Source organism: Dactylosporangium cerinum (genome assembly GCF_042653625.1).
GTDB classification, from domain to species: Bacteria; Actinomycetota; Actinomycetes; order Mycobacteriales; family Micromonosporaceae; genus Dactylosporangium; species Dactylosporangium cerinum.
On the sequence record NZ_JBHSIU010000029.1, the window covers coordinates 50908 to 74642 of the forward strand.

At 70.4% G+C, this 23735-nt stretch carries 21 protein-coding genes and 1 pseudogene; 8 read left to right on the forward strand and 14 right to left on the reverse strand.

All coding sequences use genetic code 11. From position 1 onward, the window contains the following. Window positions 1-27: 27 nt before the first annotated feature. From ACFPIJ_RS24920 to ACFPIJ_RS24935, 4 genes are all read right to left on the reverse strand, one after another. Window positions 28-1353 (reverse strand): serine/threonine-protein kinase, encoded by a 1326-nt coding sequence (locus ACFPIJ_RS24920; RefSeq protein ID WP_380117719.1) that lies wholly within the window; start codon window positions 1351-1353, stop codon window positions 28-30. Window positions 1354-1419: 66 nt separating this feature from the next. After that, window positions 1420-2163 (reverse strand): hypothetical protein, encoded by a 744-nt coding sequence (locus ACFPIJ_RS24925; protein ID WP_380117721.1) that lies wholly within the window; start codon window positions 2161-2163, stop codon window positions 1420-1422. After that, window positions 2160-3632 (reverse strand): DUF1349 domain-containing protein, encoded by a 1473-nt coding sequence (locus tag ACFPIJ_RS24930; protein WP_380117723.1) that lies wholly within the window; start codon window positions 3630-3632, stop codon window positions 2160-2162. The genes ACFPIJ_RS24925 and ACFPIJ_RS24930 overlap by 4 nt, the downstream gene beginning before the upstream one ends. Continuing rightward, entirely contained in the window at window positions 3629-4543 is a 915-nt protein-coding gene (locus tag ACFPIJ_RS24935; protein WP_380117774.1) for an ABC transporter ATP-binding protein, read from the reverse strand. The genes ACFPIJ_RS24930 and ACFPIJ_RS24935 overlap by 4 nt, the downstream gene beginning before the upstream one ends. A 119-nt stretch (window positions 4544-4662) precedes the next feature. Here ACFPIJ_RS24935 and ACFPIJ_RS24940 point away from each other — a divergent pair, with 119 nt between their 5' ends. Then, window positions 4663-5778: a sensor histidine kinase gene (locus ACFPIJ_RS24940; protein ID WP_380117725.1), complete on the forward strand. Its 1116-nt coding sequence runs from the start codon at window positions 4663-4665 to the stop codon at window positions 5776-5778. Beyond that, on the forward strand, window positions 5775-6446 hold the full coding sequence (locus tag ACFPIJ_RS24945) for a response regulator transcription factor (RefSeq protein WP_360387624.1): 672 nt from the start codon (window positions 5775-5777) through the stop codon (window positions 6444-6446). Before ACFPIJ_RS24940 ends, ACFPIJ_RS24945 begins: the two co-directional genes overlap by 4 nt. Window positions 6447-6569: 123 nt before the next feature. On the opposite strand, the gene ACFPIJ_RS24950 is transcribed toward ACFPIJ_RS24945, so the two are convergent. Together ACFPIJ_RS24950 and ACFPIJ_RS24955 are read right to left on the reverse strand one after the other, a co-directional pair. Further along, entirely contained in the window at window positions 6570-7793 is a 1224-nt protein-coding gene (locus ACFPIJ_RS24950; RefSeq protein WP_380117727.1) for an MFS transporter, read from the reverse strand. Window positions 7794-7934: 141 nt separating this feature from the next. Continuing rightward, the gene (locus ACFPIJ_RS24955) at window positions 7935-8285 is read right to left on the reverse strand and encodes a VOC family protein (protein ID WP_380117729.1); all 351 of its coding nucleotides are present in this window, start codon (window positions 8283-8285) and stop codon (window positions 7935-7937) included. 159 nt (window positions 8286-8444) lie between these two features. On the opposite strand from ACFPIJ_RS24955, the gene ACFPIJ_RS24960 reads away from it, so the two are divergent. The 3 genes and pseudogenes from ACFPIJ_RS24960 to ACFPIJ_RS24970 form a co-directional block, all read left to right on the forward strand. Continuing rightward, window positions 8445-9155, forward strand: a complete 711-nt coding sequence (locus ACFPIJ_RS24960) for a winged helix-turn-helix transcriptional regulator (protein ID WP_380117730.1) — start codon at window positions 8445-8447, stop codon at window positions 9153-9155. Window positions 9156-9305: 150 nt separating this feature from the next. Continuing rightward, the gene (locus ACFPIJ_RS24965) at window positions 9306-10583 is read left to right on the forward strand and encodes a serine hydrolase domain-containing protein (protein WP_380117731.1); all 1278 of its coding nucleotides are present in this window, start codon (window positions 9306-9308) and stop codon (window positions 10581-10583) included. Between the two features lie 121 nt (window positions 10584-10704). Next, window positions 10705-11292, forward strand: a pseudogene (locus tag ACFPIJ_RS24970) (IS6 family transposase); the annotation flags it as partial. 45 nt (window positions 11293-11337) lie between these two features. Here the strand turns inward: ACFPIJ_RS24970 and ACFPIJ_RS24975 are convergent. Next, window positions 11338-12609 carry an MFS transporter gene (locus ACFPIJ_RS24975; protein WP_380117733.1) on the reverse strand — a complete coding sequence of 424 codons (1272 nt, stop codon included), beginning with the start codon at window positions 12607-12609 and terminating at the stop codon, window positions 11338-11340. A gap of 256 nt (window positions 12610-12865) precedes the next feature. Between ACFPIJ_RS24975 and ACFPIJ_RS24980 the strand changes: the two genes are divergently transcribed. Continuing rightward, window positions 12866-13219: a MerR family transcriptional regulator gene (locus ACFPIJ_RS24980; protein ID WP_380117735.1), complete on the forward strand. Its 354-nt coding sequence runs from the start codon at window positions 12866-12868 to the stop codon at window positions 13217-13219. 122 nt (window positions 13220-13341) lie between these two features. On the opposite strand, the gene ACFPIJ_RS24985 is transcribed toward ACFPIJ_RS24980, so the two are convergent. Beyond that, on the reverse strand, window positions 13342-13641 hold the full coding sequence (locus tag ACFPIJ_RS24985; protein ID WP_380117737.1) for a hypothetical protein: 300 nt from the start codon (window positions 13639-13641) through the stop codon (window positions 13342-13344). A 234-nt stretch (window positions 13642-13875) separates the two neighbouring features. Further along, complete coding sequence (locus tag ACFPIJ_RS24990) at window positions 13876-14283, reverse strand: tyrosine-type recombinase/integrase (RefSeq protein ID WP_380117739.1); 408 nt, start codon at window positions 14281-14283, stop codon at window positions 13876-13878. 161 nt (window positions 14284-14444) lie between these two features. On the opposite strand from ACFPIJ_RS24990, the gene ACFPIJ_RS24995 reads away from it, so the two are divergent. After that, window positions 14445-14942 carry a nuclear transport factor 2 family protein gene (locus ACFPIJ_RS24995; RefSeq protein ID WP_380117741.1) on the forward strand — a complete coding sequence of 166 codons (498 nt, stop codon included), beginning with the start codon at window positions 14445-14447 and terminating at the stop codon, window positions 14940-14942. 253 nt (window positions 14943-15195) lie between these two features. Here the strand turns inward: ACFPIJ_RS24995 and ACFPIJ_RS25000 are convergent, their stop codons facing one another. Continuing rightward, on the reverse strand, window positions 15196-16947 hold the full coding sequence (locus ACFPIJ_RS25000) for a hypothetical protein (RefSeq protein ID WP_380117742.1): 1752 nt from the start codon (window positions 16945-16947) through the stop codon (window positions 15196-15198). A 248-nt stretch (window positions 16948-17195) separates the two neighbouring features. On the opposite strand from ACFPIJ_RS25000, the gene ACFPIJ_RS25005 reads away from it, so the two are divergent. Then, a complete protein-coding gene (locus tag ACFPIJ_RS25005; RefSeq protein ID WP_380117744.1) occupies window positions 17196-18662 on the forward strand; it encodes a HEAT repeat domain-containing protein in 1467 nt (488 codons plus the stop codon). Between the two features lie 454 nt (window positions 18663-19116). On the opposite strand, the gene ACFPIJ_RS25010 is transcribed toward ACFPIJ_RS25005, so the two are convergent. The 4 genes from ACFPIJ_RS25010 to ACFPIJ_RS25025 all read right to left on the reverse strand — a co-directional run bounded on the left by ACFPIJ_RS25010 (window position 19117) and on the right by ACFPIJ_RS25025 (window position 23608). Beyond that, on the reverse strand, window positions 19117-19677 hold the full coding sequence (locus tag ACFPIJ_RS25010) for a hypothetical protein (RefSeq protein WP_380117746.1): 561 nt from the start codon (window positions 19675-19677) through the stop codon (window positions 19117-19119). After that, entirely contained in the window at window positions 19658-20170 is a 513-nt protein-coding gene (locus ACFPIJ_RS25015) for a SigE family RNA polymerase sigma factor (RefSeq protein ID WP_380117748.1), read from the reverse strand. Before ACFPIJ_RS25015 ends, ACFPIJ_RS25010 begins: the two co-directional genes overlap by 20 nt. Before the next feature lie 150 nt (window positions 20171-20320). After that, on the reverse strand, window positions 20321-21247 hold the full coding sequence (locus ACFPIJ_RS25020; RefSeq protein ID WP_380117750.1) for a hypothetical protein: 927 nt from the start codon (window positions 21245-21247) through the stop codon (window positions 20321-20323). Window positions 21248-21370: 123 nt separating this feature from the next. After that, window positions 21371-23608 carry an MMPL family transporter gene (locus tag ACFPIJ_RS25025; RefSeq protein ID WP_380117752.1) on the reverse strand — a complete coding sequence of 746 codons (2238 nt, stop codon included), beginning with the start codon at window positions 23606-23608 and terminating at the stop codon, window positions 21371-21373. Between the last annotated feature and the right edge of the window lie 127 nt (window positions 23609-23735).

Here is a 23735-nt window from a genome sequence, read left to right on the forward strand (position 1 = left end):
GGCGCGGACGGCGCTGCTGGGCGTGGCTCAGATGGGGGTGGCGACGGGGAGGCCGCCGACGCAGCGGACGTTGAGGCGGAGGCGGACGGCGAGCAGGTCGATCTCCACGCGTGCCGTGTCGCGGGTGCCGCCCTGGACGCTGACGACCTTCGCGCCGGGGGCGGGCAGGACGTCGAGGACGGTCACCTTGCCGTCGGCGCAGCCGGCGACAACGACACCGCCGAGGGTGGACAGGCGGACGGCGACCGCCGCCTGCGTCGTGGCCGGAGCGGCCGGCGCCGTGGTGCGGGGCGGGGCGGTCGTGCCGGCGGGCGCCGAGACGGCCTGTTCACCGCCGGTGGCATTGGCCGGGCGTCCGGCGTTGCCGAGCAGCTCGACCCGTTGCCCCGTGCCGCCGCCCGTGGACGGATCGCCGCCGGTGGCCGTGGACGGAGCGGTGTCGGTGCCGGGGTCGGTCGCGGGCCCGCTCGTCCAGTCCGGCTGCCCGGTCACGCCGGGTACGCCTCCGGCCAGCCCCTGCGGCGCGTGGGCGTCGCCGGTCAGCAGGAACGACGCCACGAGCACCGCCGCCGCGACCGACATGACGAGGGCGAGCCGCAGCTGGCGCCGGGTCTGGAACTCCTCGGCCACGTCATCGGCCGGCGGGCCGGCGAAGATGCCGATCGCCCGGATCGGGCGGGGGTGGCCGGCGGCCGCCGCGAGGACGGACGCGACCTCGGCTGCGGCCGGGCGGTCCGCGGGGTCGTCGGCGAGGCAGGACGCGCACAGCTCCCGGACCCGCTCGACGTCCGGCGCCGTGCCGTCCGCCGGGAGCTCGCCGGTGACGCAGTTCTGGAGCAGTCCGCCGAGGGCGTGGACATCGCCCGCCTCGTCCGCCTCGCCTGGGTCGCCTGGGTCGCCGCCTGGGGAGCCGAGCACGCCGAAGCCGGCCACCTTCGCCACGTCCGCCGTGAGGACGACGTTGCCGGGCGTGAGGTCGCCGTGCACGAGACCTGCGGCGTGCAGCGCGGCCAGGCCGGCCGCTACCTCGGCGCAGACCCGGATCGCGGCACCTGCCGGCAGCGGGCCGTCGGCGAGCGCCGGTCCGCGGAGCAGTTCCGTGACGACGTACGTGCCGTGCTCCGGCGTCTCGCCGTAGTCGTAGACGCCCATGACGCTCGGGTGCGAGAGACCTGCCGCGTCCGCGGCCTCACGCAGGACCCGGTCGCGGATGGCGGTGCCGGCGGCGAACACCTGCACCGCGACCTCGCGGTCGAGGAGCTCGTCGTGCGCCTGCCACGTCTCGGAGACGCCGCCTTCGCCGAGCCGTCCGGAGAGGCGGTACCGGTCGTCGAGCAACTGTCCCTCATCCACCGGGACAGTCTGCACCAATTGACGGCGACCTACATCATGACAGCCCGCCGAGTGTCGGCGTAGGGCTTATGCGTCGCGAACGACAAACAGGGCGCCACCGATTGCCAGAGCGGTGAGGGTGTACGCGGTGAGGATGCTCAGACCTGCCCACGGGCCGAGCGGTGCGGTCCCCAGCCCTGCGGTCATCGGTGCGAGGTCCTGCACCAGGTGCAGGGTGTGTGCTGGTAGCGGGACCACGGTCGTGAGCAGATACGGGCCGTACAGCAGGGCCACGACGGCCCCCATGCTGCCGCCCGCGTGGCGGACCGCAGTGGCGACGCCGGCACTCAGCAATGCGACAAGGACCAGATACAGCACTGCACCGGCGGCACGCGGCAGGGTGGCCGGGTGCCCGGTGACGCTCTTGTCGTCGAACAGCACCGTGGCGGCGCCCATCGCGCCGGCGACGCCGAGTGCACCGCCGACCAGTACGGTGCCGGCGATGACGCTGCTTTTCGCGGTGAACACCCGGACGCGGCGGGGGTCCATCGCCAGCGTTGTGCGGATCGTCCGTGGCTGGAACTCCGCCCCGACCACCAGCGCGGCCAGCGCGATCGCGGCAAGTTGCGCGAAGTGGACGCCGGAGAGGGTGAGCGCGGTGGTGTCCACGGTTCCGCAGTCGGGGGACCGGCCGGTGCACAGCGGTACGTTGGTGTTCGCGATGATCAGGGCGGTCCCCGCGACCATCGCCACGGCCACACCGGCGGCGACGGCCACGGTCGAGCGCACGGTGCGCAGCTTGGTCCACTCGGCGAGCAGTGCGCGGTTCACGCGTCGCGCCGGAGCAGGAGCCAGAAGCCGGCGGTGAGAGCGACCCCTGTGTACGCGCAGAGCACCGCCAAGCCTGCCCACGGCCCGATCACGGTCTCGGAGGGTACGTCCATCGTTTGTTGGATCGAGAGGCCGGCGAAGGGCGTGGCCCTGCGGATCCAGGTGTTGGCCGCGTCGGAGGTGCCTGAGGCGACGATCGGCACCACCACGAGAAGCGCGAGCAGCAGCATGACGGCCGAGGCCGTCCCGCGCAGGATCACACCGACCGCGAGGCTGAACGCGGCGATCAGGGCGAGGAACGCCGCGGTGCCGATGATTGCGCGCAGCACGACCGGATCGGTGACGGTCGGCGGGTCCGGGAAGACCGGCGGCCGGTAGCCGTTGCGGCGCTCCAGCGCCGGGGAGAACAAGGCCACGGCGAAGCCGGGGAGCAGCCCCACAACGAAGACGACACCTGTCAGCACCGCGGTCTTGGCCGCCAGCACGTGGCCTCGCCGCGGGCTCGCCGCGAGCGTGGCGCCGATCGTTCCCGTCCGGTACTCCGAGGTGATGAACAGCACGCCGAGCACCACGGCGCCGATGATGCCGAGTTGGGCGCCGACCAGGGACTGCCGGACCAGGTCGGTGGGGCCGGCCAGGCTGACCCCGCCGATCCCGGCGCGGCCGAGATCACCGCTGCCGGTGACGGTGAACGTCCCGTTGCCGTCGCGGGTGCTGCCGCCCGGAAGGAGGTCTATGTTGATGATGGCCTCCGGTCCGGGTTTCGGCGCTCCGCGCTGGTGCGGCGGCGGGGTCACGTCGGAGTCACGCCAGGCATCGGCCGGCGGCGCTGCGCCGGCACTCGCCACAGCCACGGTCACGTGATCGAAGTTCGCCTCGCCCAGTTGGAGGTACCGGCTGACGGTGCCCGTCCTGCCTTGGAGCGCGAACGGCACGTCGGTCGGCGGCGAGGCGACGAAGAGGCCGGCCCACGCTCGGGTCGGCAGGTCCGCGACGGTGACCGTCCCGACCGTGCGCCACGAACTGCCGTCGGCGGACTCCGCGCCGGTGAACGTCTGCCCGGAGCGAGTCAGCTGGAGCCAGCGCGGTGCGGTGGTCGCGGTCCCGGCCAGCTCGGTCGTGGCGTCGGCGATGAGCCGGACGCCGTGCGCCGGGGTGACCATGAGCGCGACGTACGGCGCGCCGGCTGTCGGGCTCGCCTTCACCATGATCCCCGCTTTGGCCCAGGCGCCGGTCGCTTTCTGCGACGCCACCCGGGCGGTGAGCGTCCCGTCCCCGGTCATCGGCTCGTGCACGAAATGGAGCTGGTCGTAGGTGATCGGACCCTCGTAGGCGTCGCTGTGCGACAGCGACGCCGCGAGCGTGCTGAGCCCAAGGGTGAGCAGCACCATGGCCAGCAGCGCGAGCGTCGTGCTACGCACCGACCAGAACTTCGTCCATTCGGCGCGCAACGCCCGGCGTAGGTTCACGGCCGTGTCCCGTCGCCGAAGATGGTGTGCGTCCGCGTCATCTCCATGTAGACCTCTTCCAGCGAGGCGCGGTGGCGGCTCAGCTCGGAGCACGGCACGCCGGCGGCGGTGAGGCGCGCACCGACCTCACCCGCGTCCATGCCGTCGACGGTCAAGGTGTCGAGGTCGACGATGGCCACGGTCGCACCGGCGTCGGTCAGGACCTGCACGGCTGCGGCGCGCTCGCCGGTGCGCACGGTGACCCGTCCATCGGACGTCTCGTCCAGCAAGGCCTTGACGCTGGTGTCGGCGAGCAGGCGGCCGCGGCCGATGACAATGAGGTGGTCGGCGGTGTCCTGCAACTCGCCCATGAGGTGACTGGAGACGAGGACCGTCCTGCCGTCCGCGGCCAGCGAGCGCAGGAACCCCCGAATCCAGCGGATGCCGTCCGGGTCGAGCCCGTTCACCGGCTCGTCGAGGATCAGCACCGGCGGATCTCCCAGCAGCGCGCCGGCGATCCCGAGCCGCTGGCGCATGCCCAATGAGAACCCGCCGACCCGCTGCCGCGCGACCGACCTCAGCCCGACGAGGTCGAGTACCTCGTGGACGCGTCGACGGGACAGCCCGTTGTACTGCGCCATCCACCGGAGGTGATCCTCGGCGCGCCGGCCGGGATGGGTGGCCTCGGCGTCCAGCAGTGCGCCGACCGTCAGCGCCGGCTCCCGCAGCGCCCGGTAGGGCCGGCCACCGATCAGCACCACCCCGGCGTCGGGTCGGTCGAGAGCGAGCATCATGCGCATCGTCGTCGACTTGCCCGCGCCGTTGGGGCCGACGAACCCGGTGACCTTCCCGGGCTGGACGGTGAACGTCAGGTCCTCGACCGCCACGGTCGTCCCGTAGCACTTGCGCAGCCCTTGGGCCTCGATCGTCATCTGCGGCACAGCAGCGACCGTAGGTCACCGCCACGACGTCGGCCGTCACGACAGCGAGCCATCTTCGGTAGCGTGGCGTCCCCCGCACGGGGGATGCGGGGACGGCGACAATGGAGGGCGTGCGCGTGCCGACGTTCCCGCTGCCGCCGCCGCCCGTGGTGGCGGGTCTGCTGGGCGCACTCGGATCGGCGCAGGTGGTGCTGCACCCTGCCGACCTGGTGCGCGATCTTGTCCTCGCCTGGTGCGCGACGCTTCCGCTGGCCTTCGTCCGTGGCCTGCTGTGGCAGGCCGGTGCGGTCGTCACGGCCGCTGTGGTGCTCACCCTGGTGCTCAGCGGGCAACCCACTGTCGGTGCGCTCCTCGCCCAGGCCACCGTGCTCTACCTCGTCGCCGTGCGGAGTTCCTACCGCGTTGCGCTGCTCTTCGCGGTGCCTTCCATCGCGTACGCCGTCGGAACCGCCGGCTGGCGCACCGGGCTGGTCGTCGTGACCGCCACCGGTGCACTGGCCGTCGGCAGTTCACGCCGGTTCCGAGCGGAGACGGCCGAGCGCATCGCGGCCGCCGGCGCGCACGCCGACATGGCCGACGCCTACGCGGCCCGCGCGGAACGGGCCCGGATCGCCCGGGAACTGCACGACCTCGTGGCCCATCACATCTCGTCGATCTCCGTGCAGGCCGACACCACCCGCCTCACCACACAAGGCTTGCCGGCGGAGAGCGCGGACCGGCTGCTCCGCATCGCCGGGACCGCGCGGCTCGCGCTGACCGAGATGCGCCGGCTGCTCGGCGTGCTCCGCGACGATGCCCGGTCGCAGCCGGTCGACGCTCCGCAGCCGGGTCTCGGCCAGCTCATCACCCTCGTGGACGACGCCCGCGCCGCGGGCGGGTCTCGTGTCCGGCTGATCTTCCGCGGCCGAATCCGGACGCTGGATCCGGGCCTCGAACTCGCCGCGTACCGGATCGTGCAGGAGGCGCTGACCAACAGCCGCAAACACGCACCGGGCGCTGCGGTGGACGTTGAGGTCGGCTACGCCGACGATGCACTACGGCTCAGCATCTGGGATGCCGGTCCGGGGGCGGGCCGTTCGGCCGGCCGAACGGAGGCCCACGGCTTCGGACTGCTCGGGATGCGGGAGCGGGTAGCGATGGCGGGCGGAACGTTGCGCACGGCTCGAAGCGAACTCGGCGGTTTCGCGGTCCAGGCGGTGCTACCCGTGGCTGGAGGAGGCCGATGACCGTGCGCATCCTGGTCGCCGACGACCAAGACGTGGTGCGGGCCGGGTTCGTCGCACTGCTGTCCACCCAACCCGACCTGACTGTCGTCGGGAGCGCGCAGGACGGCGCCGAGGCGGTGCGGATCTGCCGCGAACTGCGCCCGGACCTGGTCCTGATGGACGTCCGGATGCCGGTCATGAACGGCATCGAGGCCACCCGGAACATCCTCGCCGCCGCGGGCGGGAACGGGCCGCGCATCGTCATGCTGACGACGTTCGATCTCGACGAGTACGTCTACGGGGCGCTCGACGCCGGCGCCAGCGGGTTCCTGCTCAAGGACATGGGTGCGGAGAGCCTCTTCGAGGCGGTGCGCGTGGTCGCGGCCGGCGACGCCCTGCTCGCGCCGTCGGTCACCCGCCGGCTCATCAGCGAGTTCACCCGGCTGCGGCCACTGGCGAACGACACCGCAGCGCCGCTGGCGCTGCTGACCCAGCGGGAGACGGAGATCCTCCGGCTCGTCGCCGAAGGGCTCTCCAACGCGGAGGTGGCGGACCTGCTCGTCGTCGGCGCCGAGACGGTCAAGACACACGTCAGCCGGATCCTCTACAAGCTCGGTGTCCGCGACCGCGTCCAAGCCGTCATCGTCGCCTACGAGTCGGGGCTGGTCGTGCGAGGAACACGGCACTGAAGCGGCCGCTGGGTAGCGGGCTGTTGGCGCCGAGGAAGTCGTCCAGCAGCCGCGCGTTCTTTGTAGATGGGCGCGGCTGCTGGCGTCACCATTCGGCTCGGCGAAAAGGGGTCTGACTGGGTGTTATGCGGGTTCGGGAACGGCTTGGGCGGTTGCCGGCGACGACTCCTCGACCACCGGCGGCTTCAGGAAGCTGGTCCCCCAGGCGACCGCGATGGTGACCACCGAGAGGATCAGACCGGTGATCACGGTGGTGGAAGCGCTGTAGTTGTCGATCGCGAATCCGCCGACGAACGCGCCGAACGCGATACCGACGTTGGCCGCGGAGACAGGCAACGACTGCGCGAGTTGGCCACCGGGGCCGGCCAGGGTGATCACCCGGACCTGTAGCGAGGGCACGATGCTGTAGTGGGACAGGCCCCAGGCGAGCAGCACGAGCGCCACGAGCCACGCGATCGAGCCGACGAAGTAGAGCACCAGCAGGGAGACCGCGATGCCGACGGACCCGATGATCAGGGTGCGCGCGGCGTTCCGGTCGGCGAACCTGCCGCCGCTGAACGAGCCGACCGCCGTGGCCACACCGTAGGCCAGGAGGAACACGCTCAGCAGGGCTCCGGAGATGCCGGTGACGCTTTGCAGGAACGGCACGATGTAGGTCAGCGCCGCGAACGTCGTCGCGAACACGATGAAGTTCAGGAACAGCACGGCGAGCACCCTGGGGGCGAACGCGTACCTGGCCTGGTGGCCGGCATTGGCGCCGGCGGGCGGCACGGACGGGATCAGTGCCACCGTGGCGATCAGTGTGACCACAGCGATCGCCACGATCGCCATGAACGAGCCGCGCCAGCCGAGGGTCTGACCGACCAACGTGCCCAGGGGCACGCCGAGCGCCGTCGCCACCGAGACACCGGAGACGACGATCCCGATCGCCTGGCCCATGCGCTCCGGCGGGACGACCGACATGCCCGCATTGAACGCACTCGCGATGAACAGGCCGCCCAACGCGCCGATGAGGAAGCGCAGCACGAGGAACACACCGTAGTCGGCGGTCAGCACCGCGACCAGGTTGCACGCGATGAACAGCGCGAGCGTGCCGATGAGGACGATCTTCTTTTCCAGCTTGATCGTCAGCGCGGTCAGGATCGGACCACCGATGGCAAGGCCCAGGGCGTACACGGTCACCAGGGTGCCGGCCGCGGGGATGGTCACGTGGAGGTCGGCGGCGATCCGGTCCAGCACGCCGACCACGAGCAGCTCGCCACTGCCCAGTACGAACATTCCTAAGAACAGCGTGGCCAGGGCCAGGTTGGCCCTGGCCGGGCTCAGCGCCGTTTGCCGGGTACTCACGTGTGCTCTTCCTCCTTGTCGTGTTGCGTGGAGTCGTCGTCGTGTTGCGTGGAGTCGTCTCAACGAACGGGTCGACCGACCTGCGCGCGTCACGCGACCGAGGATGGCCACGGTCCTGTCGCGGGCTGGAGGACGTCTGGCTCAGGCGTCCTTCTTCCACTCGATGATCTGGAGGTAGTTCCCGTCGGGGTCGGCGAACGTGCCGAACCTGCCCTTCGCCCGGTCCGCGACCGAGATCCACTCCACGCCGGCCGCATTCAGCTGGGCCTCCACAGCGTCGAAGTCGTCGACGTGGAAGTTGATGATCGTGCGACCCGGCTCGTTGTTCTTCGCCTCGACGTCGTCGCGCCCGTCGATGACCAGCAGGAAGCCGCCCAGGTCGATCGCGCCCTCGCCGGTGAACTCCGGCGCCAGCGCCTTGATGTACCAGGCCCGTAGCTCGGCGGGACGGGTCGTGCCGAGCAGCATGCTTCCGGGCTTCAGCGTCGTCATGTCGAATCTCCTCGCTGTGTGATCACAGGTCGTGGCAGAGGGCTGTACTGCCGTGCGAGCCAACAGAATCACAGGCGGTTGTAAAAAGCAACCATAGTTGATTGCGAAAAACCACTAGATACTGTGGTAGTTTCAGATCAGATTGGGAGGAGAGCGGCCATGCCAACCAGCCGTAGCTATCGGGACTCATGTGGGATTGCCCGAGCCCTCGACGTCGTCGGGGAGCGGTGGGCCCTGCTGGTTGTCCGCGAGCTGCTCTTGGCGCCGCAACGGTTCTCGGAGCTGCGGCATGCTCTGCCCCACGTCAGCTCGAACCTGCTCGCAGACCGGCTCCGAGAACTCGAACACAACGGGGTGATCCGCCGTGGACTGGCACCGGGGGAAGGCCCCCGGGTCTACGAACTGACCGAATGGGGTCGGACGCTGGAACCGATCCTGCTGGCCCTGGGCGACTGGGGTGTCGACGCCCCGCAACCCCCGCCGCCGACCGCGCTCAGCGCCACCTCCGTGCTGATCTTCCTGCAACATGCCGCTCGCCCCGACCCCGCGGCGCCGCCAACGAATTGCCGTCTCGAACTCGACGGTCGGGTCTGGACGGTCCGCCTGGCGTCCGGACGGGTGCAGGTGCAGCCCGGTGAACCTGCAACGGCGGCCGCCTCGCTCCGCGCGGAGCCCAAGACGCTCAGCGCCATGCTGGCCGATCCAGCCACACTCGCAACCGCATGCGCCGACGGCAGCGCCACCGTCGTAGGGGACCTGTCGGTCATCGACCGGCTGCTGCGCGCCGTCAGCGACCCGTGGCCCATCAGCGATCAGACGGGTACCCCTCAAGAGCGCCACTCAGAAATGGCCGGTCCCCACACCCGGTAGATCTCCAGTCCGGTGACAGTGCCCGGAAATTTGCGGCTTTCTTGAGGCTTCGGCGGTATTGGCGCCCATGTCCCGATGCGTACACTGCTCCAGTTGATCATGACGGGGTCGGGAGGACGCATGCGTGAGGCTCAGGTAAGCCGGCGAACGGTGGGCAAGCTTGCCGGCGCCGCTGGGTTCGGCGCGCTGACCGGCGGTGTTCTGCTCGGCGAGGCGGGCCGGGCCGCGCCCTACCCGCCGCCGCCTCCGTCGTTGCCGGTCACCTGGACCACGACCGGCACGTCCGTGCCTGCCCTGGCGTCCTTCGACGACGCCATGCTCACGTTCATGAAGGCCCGGTTCATCACCGGCGGGCAGCTCGCCGTCACGTACAAGGGCCGGCTGGTCCTGGCGCGCGGCTACAGCTGCGACCGGCAGATGCCGGTCCAGCCGACGTCGACGTTCCGGGTCGCGAGCCTGTCGAAGTCCGTCACCGCCGCCGCGGTCGCCAAACTCGCCCAGGACGGCAAGGTCACGCTCGGTACCCCGGTCACGGCGCTGCTCGACTTCGTCCCGCCGACCGGCCAGTCCGTCGACGTGCGGCTGCAGAAGGCCACCCTGTGGCGGCTGTTGCAGCACACCGGCGGATGGGACCGTGCCGCCAGTCTCGATCCACTGTGGAGCGACCAGAAGGTCTCCGCCGCGCTCGGCATCCCGATGGAGCTGACCACCGACGACGTCGTCCGGTACATGGCCGGCCGCCCGCTCGACTTCACCCCGGCGACCCGGGTGGCATACAGCAACTATGGCTACCTGCTGGCGGCCAAGGTGATCGAGGCGGTCAGTGGCCAGACGTACGGCGACTACGTCAATCAGCAGCTGCTGGCGCCGCTCGGCATCACACGGATGGGGCTGGGCTGGAGCATCGCGCCGTTCCCGAACGAGGTCTCGTACCGCTCGCAGTACACCGGCACGACCGTGCTGAACATGTCCGGTGCGACAGTGCCGGCGCCGTACGGCACGTTCAGCATGCGCCTGCAGGAAGGCAACGGCCGCTGGATCGCCTCCGCGGTCGACCTGGTGCGGTGGGCGTCGGCGTTCGACGCGCCCGGCACGTTGTTCAACAGCACGACCCTGGGCCGCATCTGGGCGGTGCCCGGCGACGGCATAGGCGTCAATGACAGCGGCTGGTACTACGGGCTTGGCTGGCAGGTCCGGCCGGTCACGACCGGTGGCACCGGCCGGAACACCTGGCACACCGGCAGCATGCCCGGCACGTACACGCTACTGGTGCGCACGTACAACGGCATGAGCTGGGCGGCGTTGTTCAACCAGCGCGACGACGCGTCGGGCCTGAGCTACAGCGACATCGACCCGATGCTGTGGACCGCCGCCGGCAAGGTGAGCAGCTGGCCCACCCACAACTTCTACAGCAAGTACTTCGGTTAGGACGCGCCCGCGTCAATCGAGGAGCGGACGCAGGGAGCGGACGCCGGGGGTCCGTTGCGTTGAGCGTGTCCTGGTCGGACAGGCTTGAGTGGTGAAGGACTCGAACCGCCGGCGTCCGGCCCTGCCACCACGGTCGGCGTTCGCCGGGTTCAGGTTCCCGCCGGACGTGATCGTGGTCGCCGTCCGGCTCTACCTGCGCTACAACCTCTCCTCCCGCGACGTCGAAGAACTCCCCATCGAGCGGGGCGTCGAGACCGACCACGTCACCATCTTCCGCTGGGTTCAACGCTTCACCCCGCTACTCGCCGACGCGGCCCGGTTCTGCCGGCACGCACCCGGCGACAGGTGGTTCACCGACGAGACCTACGTCAAAGTCAACGGTCTCTGGCGGCACGTGTACCGCGCTGTCGACCAGGACGGGCAGGTCATCGACGTGCTCCTCTCCGCCCGCCGCGACGCCGCCGCGGCACGACGGTTCTTCCGCCGGGCGATGGCCATGTTGAAGGTGCGACCCACCGAAGTGGTCACTGACGCGGCGCCGGTGTATCCGGCTGTCCTCGATGAGCTCGTTCCGTCGGCGTGGCACCACGTCGAACGGTATGCCAACAACCGGATAGAAGCAGACCACAGCCAACCCAAGCACCGGCTCAGACCGATGCGCGGACTACAGACCGACCGGACCGCGCAGACGATCATCGCCGGGCCTGCCGAGCGCTATCGGCGTCAGATCCGGATATGGATTGGTGCATCTGCGCTATGGGGAGGTTGCCTCGCTGCGAGCGGTCTCGAGGTGCGTGCGGGCCCAGTGCCGCTCGATGCGCGCACACAGCAAGCCCGCCACCGTGACGATCAACGCGAGGGTGACCCAGCCGACCTTGCCAGCGCCGATGCACAGCGTCATGACGACGACCGGCGCCACCGCCTCGACAAAGCCGTGGCCGAGGCCGATCACACCCTGATACTGGCCGTGCGCGTCGGGCCGGGCGAGCGTGAAGGACAGTTCGAACGTCCCGGCCGCCTGCCAGACTTCGGCCAGCGAGTGCACGAGCACCGCGACCAGCAGAAGCGCGACCGCGGCCCACGCCGACGGACCGGACGCCACGGCCATCAGGATCCAGGCCACCAGGAAGAGCGGGCCAGAGCGGGCCAGCAGCCGAGCCGCCGTCCGGGGACCGTCAATGGACCGGGTCGCCGGAATCTGTGTGATGGCTACAGTCACTGCGGCAACGAACAAGACCAGCCCCGCCATGGGGCGCGGCGCCGCCGTCCGCAGGACGATCCACACCGGAAGCGCCTGGATAAGCACCCAGTACTGCAGGCTCGCGACCGACGACGCGGCGGTGAACCCTAGGTAGTGCCGGTCGCGAAGTGCCAGCCAGCGACGCTCGTCCGGGGCGGACTTGGCGCTGCGGGTCGGCGGGAGGTGCGCCAGCCGTGCGAGCACGGCGGCGGCGAGGAGGAACGTCGCCGCGTCGGTGAGCACCATGGTTACGTACGCCGGGCGGCTGTCGATGGTTAGAACGATGACGGCGCCGAGCATGCCCAACGCCAGGCCGACATTGGTGACCGCACGCAGGTACGTACGCAGTGCGGCGCCCTTGCCCCGCTCGGCCAATACACCAATCATCGCCCCGCGGGCGCTTCCCGAACCTGCCCGGCCAACCGCCGCGACCGTCGCCACCAGAATCAGCGTCCACACGTCGTGTACCAGTAGCAGGCCGACGCTGGCCACGGCCTCCACCAGCATTGAAACGATGACGACTTCCCGGGCGCCCCGCCGGTCGGCCTGGTCGCCGATGAACACTCCTGCACCGAAGCCGATCAGCGAGCCGACGGTGAGACCGACGCCAGCGGCGGCCGGACTCAGCCCGGCTGACCGGATGAGGAAGATGGTGCCCACGGACAGGAAAAGGCCCATGCCGACGGTGTTGATGAGAGTCGACAGCGCCATTAGCCGCTGCCGGGGATCCTGTGGACCGCGCAGGTCGTCGCGCAGTTTGATCAACTGGGTCACCACGACGCTCATGCGCGCACCTCCAAGAAGCCTGCGTCGCGGGCAGGACATCTCTCCAACCCGTCGGCCGCGCAGGCAAGGGTCGGCGGCGGCCAGTACGCGGCGAGTTTCGAACGGAGGCCGTCAGGGTCTGACGATGCGGTGCGGCCCATTCCTGCCGAATTGGCTTGGGTGAGTTGATCGGGTACATCTACGCTGAGGACAGCATGCAGATCGATCGGCATGGCTGAACAGTAAGGTTTGACATCGGTGTCAAGGTCAAGAGTGGATGATGCTGATCAATCAGTTGGCTCAACGCAGCGGTGTCAGCACGCGCGCGCTGCGACACTACGACCGTCTGGGCTTGTTGTCCTCGCGGCGTCTCGATAACGGGTACCGCGATTTTGAGGAGCGCTCCGTCGAGGAGGTGCGCCGGATCCGGCTTCTGCTCGACATCGGTCTCGGCCTGCAAGCTGTTAAGCAGGTGCTTGCATGCTTCGACTCAGACGGAGCTCTGACGGCTTGTCCAGCTGCCCTCGAACGGCTCCGGGTCCAGATTCGCGATGTTGACCATTCCATCGCTCAACTACAGCGAACCCGCGGGCTACTGACCGGCACCCTGGACAACTTGGTCGAAAGCTAGCGACTCGGCGACGCCCCTCTCCGAATGCCGTAGACGACGGCTTCGCTAGACACTCTCTAATCGGCATTATGCAGGTAATCCTTGTCAAGGGTTCTGGTGAAGTTGATCCTGGCGAGGGCTGGTCATGGGGTTGGCGAGGGCTGGAAGAGTTCCCCGTCGGTGTCGCCGTCGAGCAGGAAGATGAACCGGGCGAAGGAGGCGGTGTGCTCGCGGCGTAGCCGCGCCATGTGGGGGCCGATGGTGTCGGCGGGGAGTGGTTTTCCTTGCTGGTAGAGAGATTCGACTTTCTCGGTGACGGCGAAGTATTCGTCGGCGACGGTGCGGATGCAGTCCAGCTGCTGCAGGTAGCGGCGCATCGGCGTGGTCAGGTCCGGGACCGTGGCGGTGAGGGCTTCCCAGCCGGGCAGCAGTTCCCCGTTCATGTCCGGCCTCTATCCACGAAGGACAGCGCGGGATCGTTGCCGGGTAAGGGTTTCCCGGGAAGCATCTGCGCGTCGATCGCTTCCGCCGCCCGCCGGTACTGGGATGCGAGCCAGTCGTCGGCGAGGTGCAGATAGATCCGGGTGGACTCGGATCGAGGCGTGCCCGGCCTGGGCGTGGACCGCCTCGAGAGCCATTCCGGCCTCCCGCAGCCGGGTCAGGCAGGTGTGTCGCAGCTAGTGGCAGGTCGCCTGCGCCAGCCCGGCCCGGCCGCGGGCGGAGTCGAGGATCTGATCCAGCCCCGCCGGTGACAACGGCAGGCCCCTGTGGGGCCCCTTGAGGACCACGAACACCCGATCGGTGCCGGCATCCGACGGTCGTTCATTGTCCAGGTAGGCCGCGACAGAGGCGAAGAACCGGCCGGACACGGGAATCTGGCGCTGATGCCCGCCCTTGCCCTCCGCGATGAACACCCGCCGCGCCGGCACCTGCAGATCACTCAGCCGCAGTCCGAGTACCTCGCAGCGGCGCAGCCCGCCGAGCAGCATCGCCTCGGCCATCGCTCGGTCCCGGTGCGTGCGCAACGCCGCCAGCAGCGCATCAACGTCGACATGCTGCGGCGCATCCGCCGCCGGTTCGGCCACCGGCCCGTCCTCGACTGCTGCGTCATCCGGCCGGGCTCGTCCAGGTCGGCGATCCGGTCACATTGATGGCCGGCGCCACCGAACCAGACCGTGTCGGCGGCTGGATCGTGGGTAGGCCCTACCACCGCCCGTCCCAAACCCGCAGATCTACCGGAGGAACCATGACCGCCCGGCCACCGCTACCACCGTTCACCCTGGAGACCGCGCTCGCCATGGTCCAGGCCGCCGAGGACGCCTGGAACACCCGCGACCCCGAACGTGTTGCCCTCGCCTACACCGAGGACTCGAGCTGGCGCAACCGCGACCAATTCCTGACCGGCCGGGCCGCGATCGTCGAGTTCCTGCACGCCAAATGGCAGCGCGAACTCGACTACGCGCTGCGCAAGGAGTTGTGGAGCTTCCACGGCAACCGGATCGCCGTACGGTTCCAGTACGAGTCCCGCGACAGCACCGGCCAGTGGTGGCGCAGCTACGGCAACGAACTGTGGGAGTTCACCGACGACGGGCTCATGTGCCGCCGCGAGGCCAGCATCAACGACGTTCGCATCGAGGCGGCCGAACGCCGCATCTTCGGTCCCCGCCCGGCCCACCGCCGGGACGACCCGCCATCGCCGCATCCGTGGACGATCGGCGGTCTCGACGACACACCCAACGGTTAGCGTGGGCCGCATACAGGTGCGGATCGCCCGCCAGGCCGAGCAACTCGCAACTGTGGAGGGTTCTACCGCGACCGCCTCGGCCTGCTCGAGATCGGCCACTTCACAACCATGACGGCTACGACGGCGTGATGCTCAACCTACCGGGCACCGCCGCCGCTGTGTTCGGACGCACTGGGTGCACGCACATCGGCATAGCGTGCACCCGCCGCTGGCCACTACCCCTGGGCAGGCACGGGAGCGATGTCGCGCCAGACTAGGGACTGATCAGGGTCAGGGTGAGTGTGCTGACGTAGGTGCCTGTGGGTGAGGTGTCCGGGATCCAAAGGGTCAGGTCGGCGCGGAGGTTCTGAGTGCCCAGGCCGCTGCCGGGCGAGGCCGAGCCGAGGACGGAGCCGCTTTGCAGCCCGATGAGGCTGTTCCCCTGTTGCATTCGCGGGTTGACCTGTGGGCCGGGAGTTACGGACCCTTCGGCGTCGCTGCCGGTGGTCTGGAGTTGCGGCGCCCAGCCGAGCTCGACCGCGGACACGGTGGTTGTCCCGTTGACGAAGGCGCTGGCCTGGCCGGTCAGCGTCCAGCCGGGTTGGTCGGGGCGAGTGTCCACGACGGCGACCCTGTCGAGCGAGCCGGTGAATACCCAGGCGTGCCGGTGCTGGGTCGGGTCGGTGGCCTGGACGGGGTGGCCGGCCGCCGTCGTGGGGTCGACCTGGGTCAGGTGCGCGTGAGTACCCGGGGCCAGTTGCAGGCTGAGGCCGCCGGCGAAAGGCGGGATCGTGTTGTTCGTGTTGAGCGGCACGTACCCGCGGATCCCGCACGTGCACGGCAGCATGGAGTACGGCACCACGGCCGAGGTCTGCGCCAGCGCCGAGATGGCGGCGGGGGTGAACACGGCGATGAGGCCGTGCGGGACCGGGGCCGGGCTGAGCACGACAGACTTGGTCGCCGTCCCGGCGCTGGATGAGAAGGTGTCCGCCGGTCCGAGGTCGGTGGTGCCGTCGTAGATGCGCACCGAGCCCGGGGTGTCGCGGGGGATGCCGCCGATCGTGAGGGTGATGGGATCGGGGCTGCCGGTGTCCGGCGCGGTGACCGGGCTTGCTGGTGTTGCCGACATGCTCAGCACCGGCGGCGCCGAGACGACCATGACGGGCAGCACCGCGGCGGGGGTGATGGCGGGATACGCCCAGTCAGTCGGCGTCAGGGTCATGGTGAAGGTATGGAACCCGGGGTTGGGGACGATCGGGCTGCCGTGGGCGACGCCCAAGCCGTCCCACCCGCCGGAGAGGGGAAAGTTATCGTCGTAACGGAAGTTCACGTACGCGGAGATCGCCGGGGTCACGGTGGCGGTCGGGATCACCATGGTGCCCTGCTGTATCGGGTCGCGTGGGTCGAGCTGGTGCTGTACGCGGCCGGGGTTTTGTGGGTCGGGTACGCCGAGTGACAACGCCACTGCCACCAGCGGTGCCGGAGCGTTGGCGATGTGCACCACCCCGTGCAGTGCCGGAGCGATGCCGCCGCAGTGCAACGAGAAGCTGGCGTCCAGGCCACGGATGTACCCGGGAGTGGGGCCGTAGTCGATGGCGGAGATGGTGAACGACGACCCGGTCACCACGCCGCGACAGGGAAACCCGCCGTCCGTCACGGACATCGCGGGCTCGCTGAAGCTGTTGGACGGGTATTCCTTGTCCACCGAGTAAGTGCCCGGTGACATCGGCCGTTGGGACGCCATCTGGAGGTTCAGCGTCCAGGAGTCGCCGTTGCGGCCGTGAACCGATACGTCCAGCGCCTCGCCCGTCCGGCTCGTCACGTCCAGCTGGTCTCCGGCGGCCGCCGAGTAGCTGTAGGACTGTCCGTGGCCCAATGGGTCCCCCGGGTCGCTGACCAGGCTGAACGTCCCGCTGTCCACCATCTGGGCGTGCGCAGCGGTTGACCCCACCAGGCTGCCCGCTGTCATGACCAGCGTCAGCCCGATGACCACCAGATAGCGCGACGTCTTCGGTTCTCTACGCATCCGCTGGACTGTCAGTGGCATAAGCGGCCAGAAAGCCTGACGGCGGGGACGAATACATGAATTCTCCGGGCGCGGAAGACCAATCGTGCAGCCGAGGGCTGCTCGCGGTCTTTGCGGCAGATGAGCCGGCGTAGCACATCGTGGACATGAACTGTCGGCACTGCCCTCTGCCGTGGACGGCACCCGGCGCCGTCACGCGTTCATCCTCGAGTTACCGGGCGGCGGCCGGCAGTATCTAGCGTGGGCCAGTGTTCATTGGGGTGGAGCGGGTCGGCTGGGATGAGCTCGGTGTGCCGGAGGTGCCCGAGCTGCTGCGCAGCGCCGCGTCCGATGATCGTGACGAGGCTGGCGAGGCGCTGACGGAGCTGTGGCAATGCGCGATGCATCAGGGCACGGTGTGCGCGGCCACGGAAGTCATGGTGCCGTTTCTGGTCGAGTTGTGTTTCGTCGCGGGACACGGTCGGCATGCCGTCGTCGCGCTGGTCGGCATGGTCACCGACGAGCACCACGCGGGGCCGGCCCGGCTGTTGCCAGGGATCCGGCGGGCGGTCGCCGGTCAACGGGACCGGCTGGCGCCGCTGCTGAGCGACCCCGACGCCGAGGTGCGGGCCGAGGCGGTCTACACGCTGACCAGGGCGGGCATCGACATCACGCAGCGGTGGGCCGTGGAGACGCATCCTGCCGTGCGGGCCTCGCTCGTCCTCGCGCTGGCCGAGACGACCGGTAACGTGCCGCAGGAACTGGTCCACGACGACGTGCCAGCTGTCCGCGCGGCGGTGGCGGTGGCGTCGCTGCGTGCCGGGGCCGGACTTGCGCGCTCGGCGGTCTCCCCGCTGGCGGAGGCGTTCGTCGCCGGCGGCGACATCGGCTTTCCGTGGCTGCGGCGGCAAAGCGCGTTCGCTGAGGTGGCCACGGATGCCGGCGCCGACGTCGCGGTCGCGCTGCTCAGCGCCGTGCTGGCCGACGACGACCCGAAGGTCCGCATGGCGGCGGTAGGCGCCGCGGCGACGCGGTGCCACACGCGCCGCAGCGGCCCGGAGCTGGTCGTGCCGCTGGTCGGTCCGCTGCTCGACGATCCCGACCCGGAGGTGCGTTTCGCCGCGGCGGTGACGCTGCACCGCGCCGGCTCGGCGGTCCGGCAGGTCGCCGACAGCGTGGCGCGGATAGCGGCCAGCTATCCCGACGTCGCCGACCGGCCCGGGATCGGGGTGGAGCAACAATGCCTGAGCATCCTCGGTGACCTCGGCGATCCGCGCTGGATCGAACCTGCGTGCGCCGCGTGGGCGCGCCACCGGCGGCTCAACACCTTTCCGTTCGGCCTTCCGAGACCGTCCCAACAGTCCCGCGCCAAGGTGGCAACCATGCCCGACCTGCCGGAGCTGACGCGCGTCCGCGACTACTGGGACAGGCTCGACGCTCTCGGCGACCGCCCGCACCCCGGCGGTGGCGTCGCCGCCGCCGAGGCGGCCTGGCGGGCAGGGACACCGGCAGACGGACTCGTCGCCGGCCTGATCGCCGCCATCGAACAGTCCGGCTACCCTGACGACGGCATCCCGGCCATCGTCCTGCTGGGGCAGATGCGCGCCACCAGTGCACTGCCCCGCCTGCAGGCCCTGGCCGGCAGCGACAGCCGCCTCCGCGGCGACATCGTCGCGGACGAGCGCCTCGTGCACCGCCTACGAGCGACGGTCGATGCCCTGTCCCGTCGCCCGTGACAACCATCGCAGCAGGGGTCACGGCAGCGGCCGGCTGAGTGCGGTGCTCACAGGGTGGCGAACGTCGGCGGTCATCGCGCCCGCTCGGCGGCAGATATGCGCGTTTGCCGACTGGATCCGGCCGGCAGCGGCGGCGGCGATAGGGCGGTGTTGTCGACTCCCCCGAAGCCTAGCCAGGACACTTCACCCGAATCCGCGTACCCGGCACCGCCGTTCCGTCGGATGCCTGCCAGGTCCGCGCCGTTGGGCAGCGGCGGCGCAAGCCCTCCGCCTGCTGGAGTCCGGCACCTACGTTGGGGCCGACACCGATTCCAGCCGGGGGTCGTGGGGGCAGGGCAGCACCCACGGGCTTGCTCTCAACGCCGGACACGCTCACCCGTGATCGCGTACACGGGGTGCGCTGCAGGAATTCGACCACGGACAGGTACGCCGGCGCCCCGGCGGACGACGAGGGTCACGCGGGGGCAGGCGAGGAGCATTGAGCGAACCCGATGTGCCCGTGGTCGGCAAGGGGTCCGGTGCACGTCTGGCGAGTGACGTTTCGATCGCCGTAGGCGTCCTGGCGGGAATCGGTCGTCACTCGCACGGCGCCGGTGGCGTCCGTGACGTAGAGGATCTGGATCGGGTCGCCCTCGACGGTGGGTCGGGTCTCCGCCAGGCGGGCGGGTCGTTTTGCGGCGACCGCGTCGAGGAAGCAGGCGATCACCGCGTCCGGCAGTTTCTCGGCCTGCCGCAGGACGTGGCTGCCGCAGTCCGTCTCCGCCGTGGCCGCCGATGAGTTGACCGTCGGGCTTGTCCGGACCGGCGGTGGCGAGGTCGCGCTCCCGCCACCGACCGCCGCGACCCCGAAGATCGTGGCCGTGATCGTCCCGGCGACAGCCGTGGCGACGCCACCGGTGACCTGATGCCGGCGCCGCGCCTCGCCCCGGGCCCGGATCTGCGCCGGCGGGGCCAGCCGCAACGACGATGTGTCGTGCTCGAGATCGGCGAGCGCTTTACGGATGCGTGTTGACATCGGCTTCCTCCCGTTCGTCGTCGGAGCCGAGCAGTGGGGCGAGCGCCGCCCGTGCCCGCGCCAGATAGACCTTCACTGTGCCGGCGGGCATGCCGGTGGCCGCTACGATCTCGGCGATCGGAAGATCGCCGAAATAGTGCAGCACCACGATCCGCCGCTGTGCTTCGGGAAGGCGCCGTAACGCCGTCACGATCGCCACCCGGTCGGGCGAGGGCCCGGCGGCCGGTGGCGGTGCGCCGAGCCGGACCCGCGCGGACAGCCACCGCCGGGCGCTGCGCCAGCGGTTGGCCGCCAGCCGCCAGGCCACGGTCCGCACCCATGCCTCCGGATCGTCGTAGCCGGACAGGCGCGGCCATCGCGCCCACGCCCGCGCATACGCCTCCTGCACGGCATCCTGGGCCTCACCGAGATCGCCGCAGACCGCGTACACCTGGTGCACCACCCGCGCGGCGGTCGCCAGGTAGAACGCGTCGAAGTCGTCGCTCCCGCCCACAGGCTTCCTCTCTCGTCGCCCCCGTCACAGGAATACACACCGCAGCGAGCGTCCCGGTTACACACGCGGCAGTGCCGTGAGCCACGCGGACACGACACCCTCGCCTGCTCCGCCAACCCAACCTGAACGACCATGCCAGGTCAGGCATGATCACCTGCATATCAAGCAGATGAGTGCACCGGCTCCGCCGCAGAACACCGGGCGGCGTAGCCGGCGAGGCGGCGCCACCGCCGGGCAACACCGGGCGGGGCACCCGGCCCCAGCCTGACGCAGGCCCGGCCACCGAGATCGAACCGCGTCTGCCGCCCCACCCTGATGGGTCTTCAGCAGCCCCGGAATCCACAACCGGTCAGATGCCACCCACCGGCCGTCACCCGCCGGATCCAGCACCCGGCTGCGGGCGGGGCCTTGCGGGAGCCGGACCGGCAGAACCAGATCCCGGTCGCCGGTGCCGGTCAGGACCACGGCGAGCGCACCATCGTGATCCCACCACGACCGCACCCGCGCACCCGCCACAGCACCCACGGTGGAACTCGCGGTTGGGGTCACGACAGGCATCCGGCGTGGTTGCCACAACCGGCCACCCTCAGCCGAGGGACGTTCGAACACGGCCCGGTGCCCGGCCAGGGATCTGACCAGCCGCCACGTCTCCCACTTCCGCGCCCTCGTATGCGACCGCGCCCGACCGGGAATCGTCTGGAACTCCCACCAGCCACCCGGACGTGGCGGGCCGTGCCGACGACCGGACACGTCGGGGAACAGGTGCCGGTCCACCGCCTGCCACACCCCACCCGCCAGATGCATCGCCAGGGCCTTCGTCAGATACCGGCGCAGATGCGGGGCAGCATCCAGATGCCGGTAGGCGGCATGCTCCAAACCGGACAGGGTCAGACCGAGCCGATCCCGCACCGCGGCCGGGCCGACTGTGGCCCGTTCCCGGTGCGCCGCCCAGAACGCATCCACCCGCGCCCGGGCGTCACGCTGCACCGCACGCCGCACCGAGAACGCCGCCGCGAACACCCGCTCCAGATGCCGACGCACCCGCGGATCATGCACATCCACCGGCAGCCGCAACACCGACCTCGGCCCATCCCACCGCCACGACACCGCCGTGTTCGGCCCACGCCGCCGGATACCAGCCTCCCCCGCCACGAACCCGACCCTAAGGCCACATGGCCAATACTGCGGCTCCGCCCAGACCTATTTCTGAAACACGCCGTAGTGCACCGTCTCCAGTTCCCGGGCCGGCGGTGCCTCGTCCAGCGGCTCGTGGCCGCCGGGCAGCAGGCGGTCCAGCCACTTCGGCAGCCACCAGTTGGCGTTGCCGAGCAGGGTCATGGTCGCCGGTACCAGCACCATGCGCACGATCGTGGCGTCGACGAAGATGGCGGTGGCCAGGCCGAGGCCGAACATCTTCGTCGACGGGTCGTCCGCGACGGCGAAGGACAGGAAGACCGCCACCATGATGAGCGCGGCCGAGGTGATGACCCGGGCGGTGCCGGAGATGCCCCGCACGATCGCGGTGCGGTTCTCCCCGGTGCGCAGGTACTCCTCCCGCACCCGGGACAGCAGGAACACCTCGTAGTCCATGGACAGGCCGAACAGGATCGCGAACATGAACATCGGGATGAACGACACGATCGGCACCGTGGACTCCAGGCCGATCAGCGCGCCGCCCCAGCCCCACTGGAAGACCGCGACCATGATGCCGTAGGACGCGCCGATGCTCAGCAGGTTCAGCAGCACGGCTTTCAGCGGTACCAGCACCGAGCGGAACACCACCAGCAGCAGCACGAAGGACAGCGCCAGCACGGCGCCGACGAACGCCGGCATGCGGTCACTGGTCCGCTTCCCGACGTCGGACAGGCTCGCCGCGGCGCCGCCGACGTGGGCCTTCGCCGGGCCCGCACCGACCGCGCCGGGCAGGACGTCGACGCGCAGCCGGGCGACGGTGTCCGTGGTGGCCTTCTCCTGCGGCCCGCTGGTCGGGAACAGCACCAGGGTCGCGATCCCGGTCGCCTGGTCGACCTGCGTCCCGGCGACCGACGCGATGCCCCGGTCGGCGGTGACCGCGGTGATCACCCGGTCCAGCGCGCCCGGATCCCCAGCGGTGGTCATGGCGATGATGACGGGACCGTTGGCGCCCGGCCCGAAGCCTTCGGCGACGAGGTCGTACGCCCTGCGCTCCGTCCGGTTCTGCGGCATCGAGCCGTCGTCCGGCAGACCCACCCGCAGGCTGAGCAGGGGCAGCGTCGCGGCGAGCAGAAGCGCGGCGGCACCGACCGCGTAGAGCCCCGGGTGCCGGTTCACGTGCCCGATCCAGCGCACCCACCCGGTGCCCGCGGTGGTAGCGGCGCGCCGCCGGACGACGCGGCGCATCAGCCGGCCCGGGCGGCCCAGGCGGGCACCGGCGAGGCCGAGGAAGGCCGGCAGCACCGTCACCGACGCGAGCACCATGATCAGCACGACCAGGGCGACCGCGAGCCCGCCGATCGTCATGAACGGCACGTCCGCGACCGCCATGCCGAGGATCGACACGACGACGGTGCCGCCGGCGAACACCACGGGCCGCCCGGCCGTGGCCACCGCCCGCGCCGCCGCCTCGGGCGGCTCGATGCCCGCGGCCAGGTACTCCCGGTGCCTGGCCAGCACGAACAGCGCATAGTCGATCCCGACCCCGAGCCCGACCATGCTGCCGAGCACCGGCCCGAACGTCGGTACCTCGATGAACCTGGCCAGGACCGTCATCGTGGCGATGCCGACGGTCAGCCCGAAGATCGCCATGCCGATCGGGAGCGCGGCGGCGATGAGCGAGCCGAACGCCAGGAACAGGATCGTGGCCGCGGCGAGGAGGCCGATCAGCTCGCCGATGCCGGCGCCGGCATCGGAGAAGGCGAAGAACAGGTCCCCGCCCATCTCGATGCGCAGCGGCAGCTCACCGCGCAGCCGTTCCACGGCGGCGACCAGCGCGTCGAGGTCCTTGGCCGACAGCTCGCGCTGCTGCGGGTACTGCACCCGGATCAGCGCGATCCGCCCGTCGGCGGAGACCAGACCGGCTCGGACGGCGGCGTCGCCACCGGCGTCCAGCGCCTGGACCGGCTCGCCGGTGCCGAGCACGTGCGGGAGCTGCCGCACCTCGGCCTGCAGCCGGGCCAGCGCCGTCCGCGCGGCACCCTGGTCGAAGAAGCTCGCGCCGCCGTCAAGCGGGGTGACGACCACCTGGGCCGTCATGCCGTCCTGGCCGGTGCCGGTCTGCTCGATCAGCTCCGCGGCCAGCTGGGAGTCCAGCCCGGGAGCGGTCATCGAGTCGGCGGGCCGCCCACCGAACGCGCTCGCGGCGACGACAGCGAGCACGGCGACGAGCAGCCAGGCCGCGATCATCCGCCACGGATGGCGGGCCGCGCCGCCGCCCAGACGGGAAAGGGCTTTCGAAAGCATCGGGGTCCTCCAATGACCTCTTCGGCCGCTGTACCCCGGCCGCCGATGCAAAGGCTCGTCGCCGCAGCACCGGCGGGCATCGGTCTGCGAGCCGCGGATCCGTCCCTCCCCGGGCCGAGCGGTCCGC

What these genes read in the sequence shown, in the direction of transcription:
- ACFPIJ_RS24935 (WP_380117774.1), bottom strand. Translation starts at nt 4,543, where the DNA reads ATGACGATCGAGGCCCAAGGGCTGCGCAAGTGCTACGGGACGACCGTG.
- ACFPIJ_RS24945 (WP_360387624.1), top strand. Translation starts at nt 5,775, where the DNA reads ATGACCGTGCGCATCCTGGTCGCCGACGACCAAGACGTGGTGCGGGCC.
- ACFPIJ_RS24955 (WP_380117729.1), bottom strand. Translation starts at nt 8,285, where the DNA reads ATGACGACGCTGAAGCCCGGAAGCATGCTGCTCGGCACGACCCGTCCC.
- ACFPIJ_RS24960 (WP_380117730.1), top strand. Translation starts at nt 8,445, where the DNA reads ATGCCAACCAGCCGTAGCTATCGGGACTCATGTGGGATTGCCCGAGCC.
- ACFPIJ_RS24975 (WP_380117733.1), bottom strand. Translation starts at nt 12,609, where the DNA reads ATGAGCGTCGTGGTGACCCAGTTGATCAAACTGCGCGACGACCTGCGC.
- ACFPIJ_RS24980 (WP_380117735.1), top strand. Translation starts at nt 12,866, where the DNA reads ATGATGCTGATCAATCAGTTGGCTCAACGCAGCGGTGTCAGCACGCGC.
- ACFPIJ_RS24985 (WP_380117737.1), bottom strand. Translation starts at nt 13,641, where the DNA reads ATGAACGGGGAACTGCTGCCCGGCTGGGAAGCCCTCACCGCCACGGTC.
- ACFPIJ_RS24995 (WP_380117741.1), top strand. Translation starts at nt 14,445, where the DNA reads ATGACCGCCCGGCCACCGCTACCACCGTTCACCCTGGAGACCGCGCTC.
- ACFPIJ_RS25000 (WP_380117742.1), bottom strand. Translation starts at nt 16,947, where the DNA reads ATGCGTAGAGAACCGAAGACGTCGCGCTATCTGGTGGTCATCGGGCTG.
- ACFPIJ_RS25010 (WP_380117746.1), bottom strand. Translation starts at nt 19,677, where the DNA reads ATGTCAACACGCATCCGTAAAGCGCTCGCCGATCTCGAGCACGACACA.
- ACFPIJ_RS25025 (WP_380117752.1), bottom strand. Translation starts at nt 23,608, where the DNA reads ATGCTTTCGAAAGCCCTTTCCCGTCTGGGCGGCGGCGCGGCCCGCCAT.